General features: G+C 60.2%; 16 protein-coding genes and 1 pseudogene. 11 read left to right on the top strand and 6 right to left on the bottom strand.

Features of this window, described 5'->3' with window-relative positions; all coding sequences use genetic code 11:
* Positions 1-58 precede the first annotated feature (58 nt).
* The 6 genes from ACCD05_RS19755 (at position 59) to ACCD05_RS19730 (ending at position 7,350) form a co-directional block, all read left to right on the top strand.
* Complete coding sequence (locus tag ACCD05_RS19755; protein WP_413394790.1) at positions 59-763, top strand: GntR family transcriptional regulator; 705 nt, start codon at positions 59-61, stop codon at positions 761-763.
* Between the two features lie 214 nt (positions 764-977).
* Positions 978-2,054: an ABC transporter ATP-binding protein gene (locus ACCD05_RS19750; RefSeq protein ID WP_413394788.1), complete on the top strand. Its 1,077-nt coding sequence runs from the start codon at positions 978-980 to the stop codon at positions 2,052-2,054.
* A gap of 56 nt (positions 2,055-2,110) precedes the next feature.
* Positions 2,111-3,346 (top strand): ABC transporter substrate-binding protein, encoded by a 1,236-nt coding sequence (locus ACCD05_RS19745; protein ID WP_413394786.1) that lies wholly within the window; start codon positions 2,111-2,113, stop codon positions 3,344-3,346.
* 135 nt (positions 3,347-3,481) lie between these two features.
* Positions 3,482-4,399: a carbohydrate ABC transporter permease gene (locus tag ACCD05_RS19740; RefSeq protein WP_111563989.1), complete on the top strand. Its 918-nt coding sequence runs from the start codon at positions 3,482-3,484 to the stop codon at positions 4,397-4,399.
* A gap of 3 nt (positions 4,400-4,402) precedes the next feature.
* Complete coding sequence (locus ACCD05_RS19735; RefSeq protein ID WP_111563990.1) at positions 4,403-5,257, top strand: carbohydrate ABC transporter permease; 855 nt, start codon at positions 4,403-4,405, stop codon at positions 5,255-5,257.
* A 101-nt stretch (positions 5,258-5,358) separates the two neighbouring features.
* Positions 5,359-7,350, top strand: coding sequence for an alpha-glucosidase (locus ACCD05_RS19730; protein WP_413394815.1), 1,992 nt, complete (start codon positions 5,359-5,361; stop codon positions 7,348-7,350).
* Positions 7,351-7,357: 7 nt separating this feature from the next.
* Here ACCD05_RS19730 and ACCD05_RS19725 read toward each other — a convergent pair whose 3' ends face one another.
* Complete coding sequence (locus ACCD05_RS19725; RefSeq protein ID WP_413394784.1) at positions 7,358-8,245, bottom strand: LysR substrate-binding domain-containing protein; 888 nt, start codon at positions 8,243-8,245, stop codon at positions 7,358-7,360.
* Between the two features lie 107 nt (positions 8,246-8,352).
* Between ACCD05_RS19725 and ACCD05_RS19720 the strand changes: the two genes are divergently transcribed.
* Positions 8,353-9,372, top strand: a complete 1,020-nt coding sequence (locus ACCD05_RS19720) for a YeiH family protein (RefSeq protein ID WP_413394782.1) — start codon at positions 8,353-8,355, stop codon at positions 9,370-9,372.
* A 434-nt stretch (positions 9,373-9,806) separates the two neighbouring features.
* Here the strand turns inward: ACCD05_RS19720 and ACCD05_RS19715 are convergent, their stop codons facing one another.
* The 4 genes from ACCD05_RS19715 to ACCD05_RS19700 form a co-directional block, all read right to left on the bottom strand.
* Complete coding sequence (locus tag ACCD05_RS19715; protein ID WP_413394813.1) at positions 9,807-12,170, bottom strand: phosphoketolase; 2,364 nt, start codon at positions 12,168-12,170, stop codon at positions 9,807-9,809.
* Positions 12,171-12,196: 26 nt separating this feature from the next.
* The gene (locus ACCD05_RS19710; RefSeq protein ID WP_313760638.1) at positions 12,197-13,381 is read right to left on the bottom strand and encodes an acetate/propionate family kinase; all 1,185 of its coding nucleotides are present in this window, start codon (positions 13,379-13,381) and stop codon (positions 12,197-12,199) included.
* Between the two features lie 428 nt (positions 13,382-13,809).
* Positions 13,810-14,481 (bottom strand): plasmid pRiA4b ORF-3 family protein, encoded by a 672-nt coding sequence (locus ACCD05_RS19705; protein WP_413394811.1) that lies wholly within the window; start codon positions 14,479-14,481, stop codon positions 13,810-13,812.
* Positions 14,482-14,816: 335 nt separating this feature from the next.
* On the bottom strand, positions 14,817-15,365 hold the full coding sequence (locus ACCD05_RS19700) for a hypothetical protein (RefSeq protein ID WP_413394817.1): 549 nt from the start codon (positions 15,363-15,365) through the stop codon (positions 14,817-14,819).
* Here ACCD05_RS19700 and ACCD05_RS19695 point away from each other — a divergent pair.
* The 4 genes from ACCD05_RS19695 (at position 15,289) to ACCD05_RS19680 (ending at position 17,680) form a co-directional block, all read left to right on the top strand.
* Positions 15,289-15,621: a BA14K family protein gene (locus tag ACCD05_RS19695; protein WP_413394809.1), complete on the top strand. Its 333-nt coding sequence runs from the start codon at positions 15,289-15,291 to the stop codon at positions 15,619-15,621. The two genes, ACCD05_RS19700 and ACCD05_RS19695, sit on opposite strands and share 77 nt — an antisense overlap.
* Before the next feature lie 48 nt (positions 15,622-15,669).
* A complete protein-coding gene (locus tag ACCD05_RS19690; RefSeq protein ID WP_413394807.1) occupies positions 15,670-15,882 on the top strand; it encodes a hypothetical protein in 213 nt (70 codons plus the stop codon).
* Positions 15,883-16,124: 242 nt separating this feature from the next.
* Positions 16,125-16,658, top strand: coding sequence for a hypothetical protein (locus ACCD05_RS19685; RefSeq protein WP_413394780.1), 534 nt, complete (start codon positions 16,125-16,127; stop codon positions 16,656-16,658).
* 569 nt (positions 16,659-17,227) lie between these two features.
* The gene (locus tag ACCD05_RS19680) at positions 17,228-17,680 is read left to right on the top strand and encodes a DUF2383 domain-containing protein (RefSeq protein ID WP_112436692.1); all 453 of its coding nucleotides are present in this window, start codon (positions 17,228-17,230) and stop codon (positions 17,678-17,680) included.
* 74 nt (positions 17,681-17,754) lie between these two features.
* On the opposite strand, the pseudogene ACCD05_RS19675 reads toward ACCD05_RS19680, so the two are convergent.
* Positions 17,755-17,969: pseudogene (locus ACCD05_RS19675) on the bottom strand (HipA N-terminal domain-containing protein); the annotation flags it as partial.
* Positions 17,970-18,151 lie beyond the last annotated feature (182 nt).

The raw sequence follows: 18,151 nt of genomic DNA, 5'->3' as shown, positions 1-18,151 counted from the left end.
TTTTTAGTAAATCAATGGTGTATCAATTTTTTGTCTCGCGCCCAAGGAAAGCCTGCAAATGAAGAACGCCCGCGGCAGCCTGCCCATGTATCTCCAGATCGCCGAGCTTCTGGTTCGTGATATCGCGGCGGGGCGGTTGATCGATGGCGAGAAGCTTGCCCCCGAGCGCGAGATGGCCGCCAACCTTGGCATCGCCGTTGGAACGTTGCGCAAGACCCTGGCGGAATTGCAAAACCGCGGCCTTCTGGAGCGCGTTCAAGGCTCGGGCAATTACATCAGGGCGATCAGCGATCCCAAGAGCGTCTACGCCATGTTCCGACTTGAACTGGTCGGCGGCGGCGGGCTTCCGACCGCCGAGGTACTGGATGTATGCCGACTGAAAAAACCCGAGTATTTGCCGACGTTCGGCGCCTCGAGCGAAGGGCATCGCATCCGTCGTTTGCGTCGTCTGTCCGGCAAGGTGGTGGCCGTGGAGGAGATTTGGCTCGACGGATCCTATGTGGAAACGGTCACCGCGGAGGAATTGTCGGAATCTCTTTATCTCTACTACAGGACCAGGCTCGGACTGTGGATAGCGCGCGCCGAGGATCAGATCGGGATGAGTGCCGTTCCCGAATGGGCGCCCGAGGCCTTTGGGCAGAAACCGGGTAGTTCGGTACCCCATGTCGTGCGTATGAGCCAGGCACAGGACGGTGCGACGGCCGAGCTCTCGCATACGTGGTATGATCATGAACTGGCACGTTACGTCAGCCGGCTTCGCTAAGGTTGGACATTATCCTGCTCCGCCAAGGGCCCGGGAAAAACTGACGAAATGCAATTTCCGCATAAACAATGGATGCTCTAAAGTTCAATAGGTTAGGTTGTAAATTAATCGACATAAATAAAATTGATACACTATTGATTTCCTTATCGCGGTCGGTATGATCGCTGCCAAGGTGGCCTTGGTTTGATTTTGGTCAAGGTTGGAGGAGGAACGCATGGCGTCGGTAAGTCTGAGGAAGCTTGACAAAAGTTACGGCGCTCTGCGCATCGTCAAGGGTATCGATCTGGAGATCGCCGACGGCGAGTTCGTCGTTTTCGTTGGTCCGTCCGGCTGCGGAAAATCGACGACACTGCGCATGGTGGCCGGGCTCGAGACCATTTCCGGCGGAGAAATCCGTATCGGAGATCGGGTCGTCAACGCGCTGCCGCCGCGAGAACGCGACATTGCCATGGTCTTCCAGGATTACGCGCTTTATCCGCACAAGACCGTGCGCGAGAACCTGGGCTTCAGCCTCAAGGTGCGCGGAACGAACATTGCCGATTCCAACCGACGCATCGACGAGGCGGCGGAAATCCTCGGCATCTCGCATCTTCTGGATCGCCGGCCGGGGCAATTGTCCGGTGGTCAGCGTCAGCGTGTCGCCATGGGCCGCGCGATCGTGCGCCGCCCGCAGGTGTTTCTGTTCGACGAGCCGCTGTCGAACCTCGATGCCAAACTTCGCGGACAGGTGCGCACCGAGATCAAGCGTCTGCATCAGCAGATCGGCACGACCATCATCTACGTCACGCACGATCAGGTGGAGGCGATGACGCTGGCGGACCGCATCGTCATTCTGCGCGGCGGCGATATCGAGCAGGTCGGCACACCCGATGAAGTCTACAACCGGCCGAACAGCGTCTTCGTCGGTGGCTTCGTTGGTTCTCCGGCGATGAATTTCGCAAAAGCCGCGATCAAGGGCGACCGTCTCTTCTTCGCCGACGGCAACCAGCTGCCATGTGCCGCTGTCCGTTCAGGTCAAGGAACGCTGGACGAAGGCCGGGAAGTGATCGTCGGCATTCGGCCCGAGCATTTCACGCCGGTCGCGGCATCCGATGTCCAACTGGCCGTGAAGGTTCAGGTCGTCGAGCCGCTCGGCTCCGACACACTGGTCCATTTCCAGTTGGGCGGCGACGTCTTGACCGCACGTATGCCGCCTGATGTTCGCACGCATGCCGGCGAGGAAATCAGGATCGGCGTCAACCCTTCAAGGATTCATCTGTTCGACGCCGCGACGCAGCGCGCGATCGCCTGAAGCTCTTTGCGCGGCGGAGGATTGAGGTCCGCGCTTATGATCACTGGGAGGAAAACATGATCAGCAGGCCACTTATCGGCTTGGCGCTTTGCGCCAGCATTCTGGGCTCGGCCGTTCCGGCTTTCGCAGATACGAAACTCAAGATCTTCGTGTCGAGCCAGCATCATCCCGATGTATGGCGCAAGGTATTCGACCAATACGAAGCCAAGACGCCAGGGGTGAAGGTCACCATCGAGGCTGGCGGCAACACGTCGGAGGCTCAGGCTCAGTACCTGAACACCGTGATGTCGGCCAAGGACACTAATCTCGACGTCCTGATGCTCGATGTCATCCGGCCGGCTCAATATGCCAAGGCCGGCTGGACCAGCGACTTCTCCGACAAGGATATGTCGAAGTTCCTGCCGACCTACACGGAAGCAAATACCGTCGATGGCAAGGTGGTCGCCATCCCGGCATTCGCCGATGCGATGTTCCTCTACTATCGCAAGGATCTGCTCGACAAGTACGGCATCCAGCCCCCAAAGACGTGGGATGAATTGACGGCAGCGGCCAAGAAAATCACCCAGGGTGAAGGGCGTCCAGATCTTCAGGGCCTGTCATTCCAGGGCAAGGCGATCGAGGGTGCGGTCTGCACTTTCCTGCTGCCTTACTGGAGCCAGGGCAAGACGCTCGTCGAGAACGGCAAGCTGACTTTCGATCACGATGCCGCGGTCAAGTCGCTGGCGCTGTGGAAGAGCTTCGTCGATGATGGCGTCGCCAAGAAGAACATTTCCGAAGTGGCGACCGATGACACTCGCAAGGAATTCCAGGCTGGCAACGTCGTGTTCGCCATCAACTGGTCCTATGGCTGGTCCAGCTTCCAGGGCAAGGATTCGGCCGTTGTCGGCAAGGTCGATGTTGCCACGCTTCCGTCAGTGACCGGCGGCGAGCAAGCAAGCTGCCTGGGCGGTTGGGAGTTCGGCGTGTCCGCCTACTCCACGCATCAGGAAGAGGCAAGGAAGCTTGTCGAGTTCCTGTCCAGCCCTGAAGTCTCGAAGTTCATGGCGGTCAATGGCGCGCTGTTGCCGACCTATGCCGATCTCTACAAGGATGCCGACGTCACCAAGGCGGCGCCGTGGTTCGCCCGCGCTCTGCCGGTGGTTGAAACCGCGAAGGCCCGCCCTGTCACCCCTCGCTACAACGAGGTCAGCGAGACGATCCGCACCACCATCAATGCCGTGCTGGCCGGTGTCAGCACGCCGGAAGAAGGCGCTTCGCAGATCGAAGCGCGGCTGAAGCGGATCTTGCGATAATCCGCCTTTGCGCACCATGCGCTGACCTGCGGTGCATCGTGTTTCAGCGTTGCAGGTCGCGCTGACCGCGCCCCGACAGAAAGGGATATGACATGAACACGCACAGCAGGAGCGCTCGCCGTGAGTATATCAATCATGCCGCTCACTGACGCGGATGAAGAGCAATTGCCGCGGTGGAGCAAATGGCTCGACCTGAGCGACCGCGCGCTGGCCGTTCTCTTGCTGGCGCCCGCAGCCATCCTGCTGTCGCTGATCATCGTCTATCCGGTTGGGCGGCTGGTTTACACCAGCTTCTTCAACCTGTCGCTAACTTCCGGCTTGCCGGCGGAGTTCGTCGGCATCGATAATTACCGCGCGATGATTGACGATCCGGTGTTCTGGCAGACGCTGTGGAACACGGTGCTGATCACCATCATCACGGTACCTGGCGCCCTGTTGGTCGGCCTCGGACTTGCGCTTCTCGCCAATCTGCCCTTTGCCATGCAATGGCCGGTGCGGTTGTCGCTGCTCATCCCCTGGGCGCTGCCGCTGTCCTTCGCGGGTCTGATCTTCGCGTGGTTCTTCCACTCGGAATACGGTGTAGTGAACGATGTGCTCACGCGTCTCGGCTTCGGCAGTATCATCTGGTTCAATTCCCCGAACTGGGCTTTCGCCGCAATCTGCCTGACGATCGTGTGGAAGACGTCGTCCTTCATGGCGCTGATGATCCTTGCTGGCCTTCAGACCATTCCACGTTCTCTCTATGAGGCGGCCGATGTCGATGGGGCAGGGCGTATCCGACAGTTCTTCGAGATCACCCTGCCGCTGCTCAAGCCCTCGATCGTCGTCGCTCTGATTTTCCGCACCATTACCGCGCTGCAGACTTTCGATATCCCATTCATGATGACGGGCGGTGGTCCGGGTACGTCGACGGCGACGCTTGCCATGTACATCCACCAAAACACCGTGTCGTTCCTCGACCTCGGTTACGGATCGGCGCTCGCCGTTGTCATGTTCGCGCTGTCGATGGTCGTCACCGCGGTCTATCTCCGCATCATCAGGACAAAGGAATAGGTCATGAGCGCCGTCGTCGTTCCCAGCCCCGCGTCGTTCCTGACCGGTAAACCTCTGCGCTTCATTGCCGCCGCGATCCTGCTCGTCAACGGGCTGTTCCCGGCACTGTGGATCTTGTTCACGTCGCTGAAGACGGAGAGCGAACTGACGCTGAAACCGATCACCTGGCTGCCGCATCAAGCCACGCTCGCAAACTACATGCAGGCTTTCTCCGACCAGCCGCTGCATCTGTTCCTGTTCAACAGCTTCATGGTGGCGCTGCTGTCGACGCTGCTCACGCTCTTCGTATCGGTTCTCGCCGCATACGCGTTGGCGCGGCTCAACCTGCGTTTCCGTGGACTGATCCTGGCGCTGATTGTCGCCGTCTCCACCTTCCCACTGGTGACCCTGCTCGTACCGCTTTTCGAGATCATGCGCTCGCTCAATCTCTTGAACACGTGGGTTGCACTGATCCTACCCTATACGGTGCTGTCCCTGCCGATCTGCACGCTGATGCTGATCTCTTTCTTCGAGGGCATCCCGCGCGATCTCGAAAATGCGGCGATGATCGACGGCTGCACCCGGCTTGGCGCCCTTTTCAAGGTCGTCGTTCCCCTTTGCGCGCCCGGCGTCTTCACCGCGGGCATCCTCGCCTTCGTCAACGCCTGGGACGAGTTCCTGCTGGCATTGTCATTCAACTCCAATCCGTCGCTCCGTACCCTCCCTGTCGGTATCCAGCTCTATCAGGGCGAGTTCGCCTTTCCCTGGCCGGTCATCTCGTCCGCGCTCGTCGTCGGCATCGTTCCGGTGGCAATCCTGATCGTCATCTTCCAGGAGCGTGTCGTGTCCGGCCTGACCTCGGGAGGCATCAAGGGATGAGCCACGCCACAGCAATGCAGCGACATCATATGTTTACCGATTCAACACTCGAACGTCCGGCGCCGACTGAACTCAGGCACGCGAGCGGGACCGGAGAACGCATCGTGCTCGAGGCGACTGCTTCGGGCTTCACCGTGTCCCTCGACGGGCGCGTCGTTCTCAACCACACAAGCAGCGCACCCGCGATCTTCGTTGGCATTGGCGAAGAGCGCATGGACATGTATCGCGGCAATTTCGACATCGAGGACTATGTGATCGAGCGCAGCAGATTGGCGCATGCCGAGATCGACGGGCGCCGGATCGCCTTGTCGGAACGCGCTGGCCAGCCGCCACGCCTCGTCCTGACCCTCACCGACAGCGCCATCGAGATCCAAGCCCTCGATCCGCTGATCAACCGCTTCTGGATGCGGGTCGCCGCCGACCATGACGAGCATGTCTGGGGTGGCGGCGAGCAGATGTCTTATTTCGACATGCGCGGCAGGCGTTTTCCGCTCTGGACGTCCGAGCCGGGCGTCGGCCGCGACAAGACCAGCGAGATTACCTTCAAGTCCAACATCAAGGATCGCGCCGGCGGCGACTACTTCAATACCAACTACCCGCAGCCGACCTATGTCTCGTCGGCACGCTACGCACTGCATGTGGAGACGACCGCCTATTCGGTCTTCGACTTCCGCCACAAGAGCTTCCACGAGATCGAGGCCTGGGCGATCCCCGAACGGATCGAGCTCTTCGCGGCGCCCAGTTTCGTAGAGCTCGTCCGCCAGCTTTCCCAGCGCTTCGGCCGCCAGCCGCGCCTACCCGAGTGGGTCTATAAGGGTGCGATCATTGGCCTGAAAGACGGTGTCAACTCCTTCGCCAGGCTGCAGGCGATGCGGGACGCCGGCGTACAGGTCTCCGGTCTCTGGTGTGAGGACTGGGTCGGGCTTAGGCAGACCTCCTTCGGCGCAAGACTGTTTTGGGACTGGCAGGCTAACGAGGAGCGCTATCCGGGTCTACGCCAGAAGATGGCCGAGCTGAATGACGCGGGCATCCGCTTTCTGGGCTATGTGAACCCCTACCTATGCGTTGATGGTCCGCTCTTCCCGGAGGCTGAACGTGCCGGTTATTTTGCCAAGACCGCGGAAGGCGCGACAGCCCTGGTCGATTTCGGCGAGTTCGATTGCGGCGTCGTCGATTTCACCAATCCGGAAGCGGCCGAATGGTTTGCGGAAGAGGTCATCGGCAAGAAGATGCTGGATTTCGGTCTATCCGGCTGGATGGCGGATTTTGGCGAATACCTGCCGATCGATGTCAATCTGGACAATGGCATCGACGCCAAGCTGATGCACAATGCGTGGCCGACCCTTTGGGCCGAGGTCAATGCCAATGCCGTCGCCTCGCGTGGCATGACTGGTGAAGCGCTGTTCTTCATGCGGGCAGGCTTCACCGGCGTCCAAGCGCATTGCCCTTTGCTATGGGGGGGAGACCAATCGGTTGACTTTTCGCGCCATGACGGTCTCGTGACCGTCATCTCGGCGGCACTATCGTCAGGATTGCTCGGCAACGCCTACCATCACTCCGATATCGGCGGGTACACCAGCTTGTTCGGAAACGTACGGACCCCTGAACTGTTGATGCGTTGGGCGGAGATGTCGGTCTTCACCTCGGTCATGCGCACGCATGAGGGAAATCGGCCCCGTGACAACGTCCAGATTGACCTGGATCCACAAGTGTTGGCGCATTTCGCGCGCATGACGCGCCTCTACGTGCATCTGGCACCCTATCTCCGCACACTGTCGGCAGCCGCCGAGGAAACAGGCCTTCCGGTGCAGAGACCACTCTTCCTGCATCATGAAGACGACCGCGACACCTATGCGATCCAGGACAGCTACCTTTATGGCAAGGAACTGCTTGTCGCGCCTGTCTGGCAAGCCGGACAGCAAGAACGATTGCTCTATCTGCCAAACGGCGTTGACTGGATACACGTATGGAGCGGCGAGGCGTATGCCGGCGGTCAGGAAATCAGTATTGCCGCGCCGGTCGGTGAGCCGCCGGTCTTTTATCGCGCCGACGCATCGTTCGCCGCGACCTTTGCGACGCTGGCTGAGCTTTGAGCGGCAGCTAGAGCTTTTTGACGCGGCACATCTCGATCAAAGTCGAGGCGGCCCTGCTGTTGTGCCGCTCCTTGTGGTTCAGAAGGCGAAATTCACGGACCGGCCGGCAAAAATCGACCTCGATCAGTTTGCCGGCCTCGATGTGTTGCTGAGCGGCGAGACGGGAAACGGAGGCGGCGCACAGGCTGTCCTCGAGTGCCGCCAAGATTGCCTCGTTGGATGGCAGCACCATCGCGATCGTCAAATCCCCGACCGTTATACCCATCTCGACAAGCGCGTCCTCGAATACGGAACGGGTCCCCGAGCCAATCTCGCGCATCACCCAAGGTGCGGCGACAAGCTCGTCGTTCGGTGGTGTTCCGCCGCGCGCCCAAGGATGCGACGCACTAACGACCACCACCAGTTCGTCTTGCGCGACGACCGAGGCGGCGAGCGCCGGCTCGTCGATGTCGCCTTCCACGAAGCCGACATCAGCCTCGCCGGATATGACCGCGTCGGCGACCGTTCGGGTGTTGCCAATCGTCAGAGTGAGGTCAATGCCCGGGTGTGACGCGTGGAACCGCATGAGGCGGGAAGGGAGCCAATAGCTGGCGATCGTCTGGCTGGCGAACACACTCAACGCTCCGCGCCGCATTCCGCCGAGTTCACTGAGCACGAGCTCGGCCGCGCGCGCTCTCGAGAGCAATGACTTCGCTTCGCCGAGGAAGATCCGTCCCGATTCCGTCAGCTCGATGCGGCGGCCGACGCGGTGAAAAAGCTCGACGCCATAATGGTGCTCGAGATTCTTGATCGCGGTGCTGACAGCCGATGGCGTGAGATTGATCGAGGCCGCCGCCTTGGTCAAATGTTCGCGTTCCGCCACCGCGACGAAAATTGCAAGCTGTTCAAAGGTCATGGGAAATCATTCTATTTTGTCGAATGAAATGTAGAAGAATATTCGATGGAAGTCGACGCGATTAGCTGAAAAATCTGTCAAGCAATCATTAGAATTCCAGGTGCCCGATGACCCTCCAAAACTGTTACAACCATGGTCGCCAGATCGTTCCCGGCTTGCTTGCCTGCATCGCGGTGGCTGCGGCCGCCTATCTGTTCGAGCGACTGGAACATGCCGTATTCGGGGTTGGGCTTCTCGAAGCACTGGTCTTTGCGATCGTGATCGGGATCATCACGCGGACAGCTTTACCCGGCAAAACATCATGGCAGCCGGGCATCGGTTTCAGCTCCAAGACATTGCTCGAGATCGCGATCGTGCTTCTGGGCGCTTCCTTGAGTTTGGGAACGCTACGAAGCGCCGGTGCGACGCTGGTCGTCTGCGTGGTGGCGATCGTTGTCATCTCGATCTGCGCCAGCTTTCTCGTTGCCCGCTTTTGCGGATTGTCGAGCCGGCTTGCCCTGTTGATCGCCTGCGGAAACTCGATCTGTGGCAATTCCGCGATCGTTGCGGTTGCTCCGGTGATCGAAGCGGATTCGGACGAAGTTGCCGCCGCGCTGGGCTTTACAGCGGTTCTGGGTGTCGCCTCGGTTCTCATCCTTCCGCTAGTTTATCTCTATGCGGGCATGACGGTAACGCAATACGGCGCCTTGGCCGGCTTGACGGTCTACGCCGTGCCGCAAGTTCTTGCGGCAGCCGCCCCCGCGGGCCTAGTCGCGGTGCAAACCGGGACGCTCATCAAGCTGCTGCGCGTCCTGATGTTGGGGCCGGTCATCTTCGTCCTTGGAATTCTTCAGAAGGACCGCGGTGATCGCGCCCATTCGCAACGGGGTCTCGTTCCGTGGTTTATCATAGGCTTCATCATTGTGGTGATCGCTCGTTCGATGGGGCTCATACCAGCCGCGATCATCCCGTTCTTGCTAACGCTATCGAGCGCGTTGACCGTCCTAGCAATGGCGGCGCTCGGTCTTTCGGTGAACATTCGCACCGTCGCCAGCGCGGGCGGGCGCGTCATTCTCGCGGCATCCGCGTCGCTTCTGCTTTTGACGGCGATGAGCTATTGCGGTGTTATCACCGTTCTCGCTCGCTGATGACAAGCGAGTGGCTTCGGATGAGCGTTTTGACCGACCCGTCCAAGAAGATCGCGCTACCGTTGTCAGCGCGATCACCTTGAAAGCTCCGTTGGAGGCGGTAGCCTCGCGTCGAGAGGGCCATCGCCCTGATCCGACGAGAAGATAACATCGGCGTGACCGACCCGCGATGTGAGCTCCAGTTATGACGATGCGGCTCAAATCCGCTCTGGCAACGTCGCGCGCCGCGAGAAGCTGGTCAACGTCGTGCCCGACAATCGTCAGGGAGCTGGACCGCCATGGCGGGCACAGGGGTGAAACGCGGCTTCCCGCTGTCCGCGAAAGGCCTTTCGATGCGCGCTGCCTCGCCGCGCAGAGACACCTGAACCTATTCCCCTCTGCATTGCCGGTTCGCTCTTGTGGCCGGTTGATACTGGATCGCGCCGAGTTCCTCGTCAGCGCTTCCATCGCCAATTCCTGATCTCCGGCATATCCTCTCCATACCGTTCGACGTGGGCACGATGTTCCGCGAGCTTCTCCCGTAGGCGGTTCGCGACATCCGGCACCTTCTCCGCCAGCCCCGGCACGCGGGCTATCGCCCCGAGCGCCAGATGGAACCTGTCCAGCTCGTTCAGCACCGTCATGTCGAACGGCGTCGTCGTGGTGCCTTCCTCGATAAAACCGCGCACGTGGAAGTTCTGGTGGTTCGTCCGGCGATAGGTCAGCCGATGTATGAGATATGGATAGCCGTGGTACGCGAAAACGACGGGCTTGTCCTTGGTGAAGATGCGGTCGAACGCCGCGTTATCGATGCCATGGGGGTGCTGTTCGGGATCTTGCAGCGCGAGTAGGTCCACGACATTGACGGTGCGGATCTTGAGGTCAGGTATCGCTTCGTGCAGCAACATCACCGCCGCCAACGTCTCCATCGTCGGCACATCACCGGCGCAGGCCATGACCACATCGGGCGCGATCGTGTCTTCCTCGTAGCTCGCCCAGTCCCAGACGCTGGCGCCTGCCTTGCAATGGGCCTCGGCTTCCTCGATGGAAAGCCATTGTGGCTCCGGCTGCTTGCCCGCGACAATCACGTTGATGCGGTCATAGGTCTTCAGGCAGTGGTCGCCGACCCAAAGGAGCGTGTTGGCGTCCGGCGGCAGATAGATGCGGACGATGTCCGCCTTCTTGTTGGCGACGAGATCAACGAAGCCCGGATCCTGATGTGAGAAACCATTGTGATCCTGCCGCCACACGTGCGATGTCAAAAGGTAGTTCAGCGAGGAGATCGGCGCCCGCCATTCCAGTTCGCGTGTGACCTTCAGCCACTTGGCGTGCTGGTTGAACATGGAGTCAATAATATGGATGAAAGCCTCGTAACAGGAAAAGAGGCCGTGTCGTCCCGTTAGCAGATAGCCTTCCAGCCACCCCTGGCAAAGATGTTCGGACAACACCTCCATCACCCGGCCATCGCGTGACAGATGCACGTCATAATCCTCGATGGCCTGCATCCACACCCGCTGTGTCTCATCGAAGACGCTTCCCAGGCGATTGCTTTCGGTCTCGTCGGGACCAAAGACGCGGAAGTTCTTGTTGCCGGCATTGAGCTTGACGACCTCCCTGAGGTAATGGCCGAAGATCTCCGTGGTCTGGACCTGTTGAGAGCCGCGCTCGCCAATCTCGACGGCGAAATCCTTGATGGGTCGCGCCAGCAATTCCTTGCGAAGCAGGCCCCCATTGGCGAACGGCGTTGCCCCCATCCTCTTCGTTCCCGTGGGAGCCAGGGCGCGAAGCTCCTCCTTCATCCGTCCTTCGTGGTCGAAGAGATCGTCGGGGTCGTACGACCGCATCCATTCCTCGAGAATCCCTCGATGCCCGTCGTCGCCCCGGCAATTGGCGACCGGAACTTGATGCGCGCGCCAAAAGCCCTCGACTTTCTTACCATCGACCTCCTTCGGGCCCGTCCATCCCTTAGGGCTTCTCAGGACGATCATCGGCCAGCGGGGAACGCCTGGCGAGGATGCGTTGGCGCGAGCCTCGTCCCGGAGTTCGCGGATCCTTTCGAAGACATACTCCATTATCTCCGCCATCTTCCGGTGCATAAAATGAGGATCCTCACCCTCGATGAAGATTGGCTCATACCCGTAACCTCGAAATAGACTGGTGAGATCTTCGTCGCTGCTCCGGGCGAGGATCGTGGGGTTGGCGATCTTGTAGCCATTGAGATGAAGGATTGGCAGCACGACGCCGTCGCGGGACGGATTGAGGAACTTCGTCGAGTGCCAAGCAGCGGCGAGTGGACCGGTTTCCGCTTCACCATCACCGACAACGCAGGCAGCGATCAGGTTCGGATTGTCGAATACCGCTCCGAAGGCATGCACCAGGGCGTAGCCGAGCTCGCCGCCCTCGTGGATCGAGCCGGGTGTCTCCGGCGCGACGTGACTTGGAATGCCGCCGGGGAAGGAGAACTGCTTGAACAGCTTCCGCAGACCTTCCGTGCTTTCGGGGATGTCTGGGTAGACCTCGCTGTAGGTGCCCTCGAGATAGGTGTTCGCAACCATGCCTGGGCCGCCGTGGCCCGGGCCGCAAACGTACAGAATGTCGAGGTCGCGCTTCCTGATGACCCGATTGAGGTGCGCGTAGATGAAGTTCAGCCCGGGTGTCGTGCCCCAGTGACCGAGAAGTCGCGGTTTGATGTGTTCCGCCTTCAGCGGTTCGCGCAGGAGCGGGTTGTCCATGAGGTAGATCTGCCCGACCGATAGGTAGTTGGCTGCCCGCCAATAACGGTCGATCAGGGCAAGTTCGGCATCATCGATGACATTCATGGCGACATCGTTCACGATCTTCTCCTTCACAGCCTATGACGCGAGACGACGGAAAGGGCCTCGCTCGCGATGACCTGTTCCTCGTCGGTGGGGATGACGAAAACCGTGATCCGGCTCTTCGCCGTGCTGATGATCTGGTTGTTAGCTTCATTGCGGCCGTCGTCCAAGTCAAGGCCCAGCCAGCCCAGCCGCGCCGCGATCCGGCCGCGGATGTCGGGTTGGTTCTCGCCGATCCCTGCGGTGAAAACCACGGCGTCGAGTCCGCCGAGCGTGGCCACCTGCCGCGATATCTCGCCCGCCACACGCAGGCAGAAAAGGTCGATGGCCTCGGCAGCCTCGCGACTTGGGTCCTTGAGTAGAACCCGCGTGTCGCCGCTGATGCCCGAGACACCGAGCAAGCCACATTCATGGTAGAGGAACCGCTCCAGCCGCTCCGGCTGGATCATGCCTTTTCGCATGAGATGGAGCAAGGCGCCGGGATCAATCCAGCCGGGCCGCGTCGCCATCGGAATTCCGTCAAGAGCCGAGAACCCCATGCTGACATCGACGCTCCGGCCACCGATCATGCCGCAAATGCTGGCCCCGCTTCCCAAATGGCATGCCACGACGCGACCCGCCGCGGCTCGCGGATCAATCCGCGCGATCGCGTGAGCGATGTAGGCATAGGAAAGGCCGTGAAACCCGTATCGCCTAACGCCTTCGTCGTGCATCGCTCGCGGGATCGCGAGGCGGCGGACGAGATCGCTCTGCGAGGCATGGAAGGCCGTATCGAACGAGGCTGTTTGCGCGATCGCGGGATGGCTGTCCCTCACGGCGCGGATCACCCCCAAGGCAGCGGGCTGGTGGAGTGGCGCGAACGGTATCAAGCCTTCAATGTCAGTGACGACTTGATCACCAAGCAGAACCGGAGCGTCGAACGTCATGCCGCCATGGACGACGCGATGCCCCGCGGCAATGATCTTGCCCGGTAAGACGGCATGCAGATGATCGATCACCTGCGCGACGACATCACCCAGGTCGGCTTTTGGATCGCCAACAAGTTCTCGTTCGAAGGCCAGGCCGCCAATCTTGCCAGACAGCCGGGGAGGGCCGGTCTCGAGGTCGATCTTCGCCCGCCCCGCTGAACGCGCCACGCCCGACGCCATTTCGAAGACGCCGATCTTCAAGGAGGATGAGCCAGCATTGAATGTCACGAGTGTGTCTTCCGTCATGAAATCTCCCCGGTTATGCGCGGCAAGGCTTCCTTCCACGTAGCGCCCGGGGCATCCTCGGCCTCGGGCCCTCCGCGCTAAATCCGCTCAGGTTTCCGCTTCGATGACGGCATGATCAACGGTCACGCCGGATCGTCCTTGGCGGAGCCCAGATCTGGGCGCGGTCGACCGCGCGTCGCTACGATTACCTCTTCTCCAAATATGCCAGCCCTCGGTGACGCGAACGTGGTGGCGCGCGGCGTTTTACCCCGGCTAACGATATGTTTTTGCCGCCAATCCCCCGTGCTGATCTGGATCGCGTGGCACGCGCCTGGCGTCTACGCTGAGCGGACCCACGGATTTATGCGTCAAGGACCCTTCAGCCGGGAAACCATGATGATTGCTATTTCAGCCCGGTATCTCGACCTTATGGTTGATCGCTGGCTGGATCAATAACGCTCTTCTCGACGGAAGCGATAGCCTCCCCTTGATCGACGCATCGCTTTGACGATCGCTTTATTGATATCATCGAGATTACAGGCTTCCGGATGGAATTTGCGACCGCCCCATCGTCGCATATCCTTGTGTTCCTCGTGCTCGGGATCGAGCCAGGCCTCAAGGAAGTCGGCATAACCAGAGGTTCCGCCCACATCCTCTGGAGGTCCGGAGCGTTTACCGGCGATGCAGCGGGGATATTTCACACCCTCCTCGCGAGGAACGCGGATCAAGCGAAGGAGGTGGCGCCAACCGTCTCCGAAGTCATACTCGTAGAGGAAGGTCAGCGCGTCCTCGTTGCCGCCATGGGGAAAATGAAAATCAGTCATCCTCACTTCGGTGGCCTCGAAGGTCGTGTTGTCGGACAGACCATCCTCATCGAACTCCGGCGCGCCATAAATCAGGCCGCCGATATTGAACTGATGCAGATGACTATCAGTCCATCCGAACGCAGCCTGCAGCACTTCGTGCAGTTGAGCGAGGTTGAGGCTGATCGGCAGCTCGAGAACACGGCTGATCTCGGGTTCGATGTCTAGGATACGAACCTCGGCGCGCACGATGAAATTGTCTGGATCAAAAAGGTTCAGCATACCACCAATCATGCCGCATGAGAGGATCGCGGGCAACATGTGAAGACAGTTCTCCTCGCGGAACATGGACGAACGGAGTTTCCCACGACGCTCCCCTCGGGCTCGCGGGCGCGCGGACAACGGCGGCGTGCCGGCCAGCGGGTCTCGCGCGCTCGAACCGCCCACTCGGCGCGCGCGAGAAGAATGGCTAGCCAACCGAAACGCGTCGGCGCGGTCCGAGGGAAGAGGCAGGCATCCATGTCGGGCTCTAATGTCGCGCGGAGCCTTCCGCATCGATGACATAAGTGGACCGCCGATGCACCAGGGATGGGCGCTAGGATCGCTCGGCCCGTTCTTGTCATCAGCCCGTGCGTTGTAATGCGCAAAGGAGATCAAACAACGACACCGCGAAACGCCAGTGCTTCGTCGCGAGCCGGGAGCAGGGAGCCGGGAGCCGGGAGCCGGGAGCCGGCCAACGTTTGCCAGCTCGCGCTATCCGCGATCGACCGCTTCTTGACGATTTCAAACTCGATTGAACGGTTTGTCTTCTTTCGCGTTTTCTCCACCAGAACAATTTGGCATCTGGAAAACGTCATGAAGACCATCACATCTCTCGCTTGCGGACTGGCCTGCGCGGTTGGCGCGTCGCTTGGAGTAGCGTCCGTCACTGCAGTCGTAGAAGGCTCCGACAGGTCGGCGTCGATGACAATGGAGGGGTCGGATTTGTGGACCTCGGCGCCGGTCAAGATCGATCGGTCCGCGCAAACCTTCGAGCGGATACCCGCCGTTCTTTCGACATACGCCTCGGCACCTGTTCGGACCGCCGGGACAAAGGCGCCGGAGGAACAGGAAGTCGCGGCTTCGGTGTCTCCCGCGGCCAGCGCTGAGCCCTTGTCGGCGGACCATCTCCATTGGTGCGCCAGCCGATATCGTTCGTTCAATCCCGCGACGAATTCCTACCGCTCGTTTAGCGGCGAGGTCAGAACCTGTTCGCCGCCGCTTGAAACCACCGCGCCCGTCTCGAAATACTCGAAAGGCCAAGCCGCGCGATCGTCCTCCGTGGGGGAGCGCGTGGCGACTTGGTGCGCATCGCGTTACCGGTCCTATAGGCCTGAAGACAACACCTACCAGCCTCATGGCGGGACACGGCGGGTTTGCCAAGGTCCAAGGGCAGCGGACGAGATGGCGCTGCGCTGATCGGATCCTCCGCCGGTCTGGTTTTTTGAAACTGTCACATTGAAGGAGATGGAGTTGGATAAGCTTTCCAAAATCGTCGAGGTAGCTGTCACATCGGATGGTGATCGAATTCCCCTTGGCTTGATGAACGCTGAACAAGCACTCGAGCTTCCGGAAGAAATCGAAATCGAGGTTTCGCACCCTGATCACGAGGCGGGATCGACGGACACCTTCATCAGCAAGGGCGAGCTTGCCGAGCACGTGGCCGCGGACAAGCCATGATACGCGGCTCGGAAAGCGAGCGGACGAACGACTGGCGGGCGAGGAGCAGTCGTTCGATCTCGTCGAAGCGACCGCCGACATGGCCGTGGAAAACGGTTCCCTTGAACAGGTTCCACCAGACCTGAACCACGCGCCTGAACCGTCATTCGATATTGACCCTGCTCCCAAGGTCATCACGTTTGATTGCTAAGGGACTCTCGTGCGGTGGTACGAAGTGCTCCTGGACTAAGTAGGTAGGACGCTTGCAGCCGGCGATCGAACGGGTGTCGACGCCGGACAGATCCTCGAAAGCTTTTCAAGGGAAGCAAGGGCGAACGACGGCGGAGAAGCCTCATCGGCCTTACGAGGATACTCCGCGGTCCGGCTTTCTCGCGGCGTTCCGAACGCATCACGTGGAGCTGGACAATGATGATCTCGAGCATATCGCGAACTCGCCTAGGACGATGGACCGCACCCGGACGTTCCAGACGCGCTGCGGCGGCTCGGTGAACGCTACAAGCTGGCCATCCATCTTGACGAATTCCGATGACGACCTGATCGCCCCCACGGTCGAACGCATCGGCGCCCCATTCGATCACGTTATCACCGCCCAACAGGCGCAAGCCTACAAGCCCTCGAGAAAGTTCCTCGAGCATGCCTATCGCGCCATCGGGGTGACCGCGGACGAGACTGTCCATGTGGCCATGGGCATGTATTGGGATATGAAAGCCCGCCACGCGCTAGGTTTTCGCGGCATCTGGGTTAACCGGCCGAATGAGAAGGGCAATCCTGACTAGCTTCCCTACGTCGAGGTCGCGGACGTTCGAGGCGCGGCCGACCCTTTGCTTTCGTCTTGACAGGCGCCGTCTATGCATCGGCTCGGAATAACCGTCGGCGTCCACGCCTCGTGCAAGTACCGTCAAGCCCAGTCTTGGCTATCCAGACGGTCACCCGCTCAGGTTCCTCAAGTTCACACTGGATTTCAAGGGATCGGGCCCCTGGCACCAATGGAAGGCTGAAAATGGAGACCTGGAAGAGCGACAACGCGGCGAGCAAGCCGGGAAGAGAGGCTGAGAGAAGTTCGCGATATTGATCATCGGCAATCGCCCCGGGGAAGGCGTCTACGGTCATGCAAGGCGCGAACGATGCGTCCAACAGTGAACGTGGTGGCCGATCAGCGACAGACAATTACGCGCCATCGACATTGTCCCTGACCCAATGGGAAAAGATCTCACCGCATGTTGGTCAGCCAGCCATGGTGACTTCGCCCTCCGCGTTTGTACGGCGCACGACAGTCGCGTAATCGCGGGAACATCGGTCAACGAACGCCGTTCCCCAACATTGTCCAACGTACAAGGAGAGCATGATGGTCACGATGGTCGGACACGAGTCAAGTATCGAGGAATTGGTAAAGGATCTGATCTACCTCGAGCACGATGCGATCGCCGCCTACGATTCTTGCATCGAGCGTCTCGATAATCGAGAATTCAGCACTCAGATCGCCAGGTTCAAGGAGGACCACGTTGAACATCTGCGCGTGCTGAGCACGATGGCTCGCGAGCTCGGGATCGAGGCCCCGACCAAGGGCGATATGAAGCAGATGCTCACCACCGGTAAAATCGCGCTCGCCGGTCTCATTGGCGATACCGCGATCCTCAAGGCGATGAAGACCAATGAAGACGATACAGTCACGGCTTATGAGCGGGCGGCCCGACACGAGGATGCGATCCCCGCCTCCAAGGCCTTCTTCATGCAGGCGCGACAAGATGAAGAACGGCATCGCGCGTGGATGAGCACCACCGCTGACACTTTATCCTGACGAGGCACGCGGCGCGCAGGGTCCGAGTCCTAGCGAACGCGTGCAAACATCTCGAAGGCGGGCGAAAAGACAGGCGGCAACTCACCTTCCGGCAGCAACTGAAGCGCTCCGGCAACGTCGCCGCCCAATCGATCGAGAAGCGCGAAGTCATTACCTGGTGAAACGCCCAGAGCCTGTGCCGCAACTAGACGCGGGCTCTCTTCAGGTGGAAGCCCCCGAAAAATGGGCGGCATTCGCGACGTGAGAATTGCTCCGGCCGCTTCGGTAAAGAGGCGGAAAGCGGCGGGCCAGCCTGGTCGCCAAGCCTTCAGCTGCTCCGCGGTCGACGTCTCGCGGCTCTCACCCAGCTTCGCGGCCGACTCCTTTGTTCGGGTCAACATCGTTAGGTCGCCAAGTGCCATCAGCAAAAGAACAATGTCCGCCCGACCAACTTGTTGTCTTTCCACACGGCATGGGCTCCGTCGCGGGATC

This window comes from Rhizobium sp. Rhizsp42 (assembly GCF_047304155.1).
GTDB lineage: Bacteria > Pseudomonadota > Alphaproteobacteria > Rhizobiales > Rhizobiaceae > Rhizobium.
Note: the sequence above shows the minus strand (reverse complement) of the source record. Positions and strands in the feature narration are given on the sequence as shown.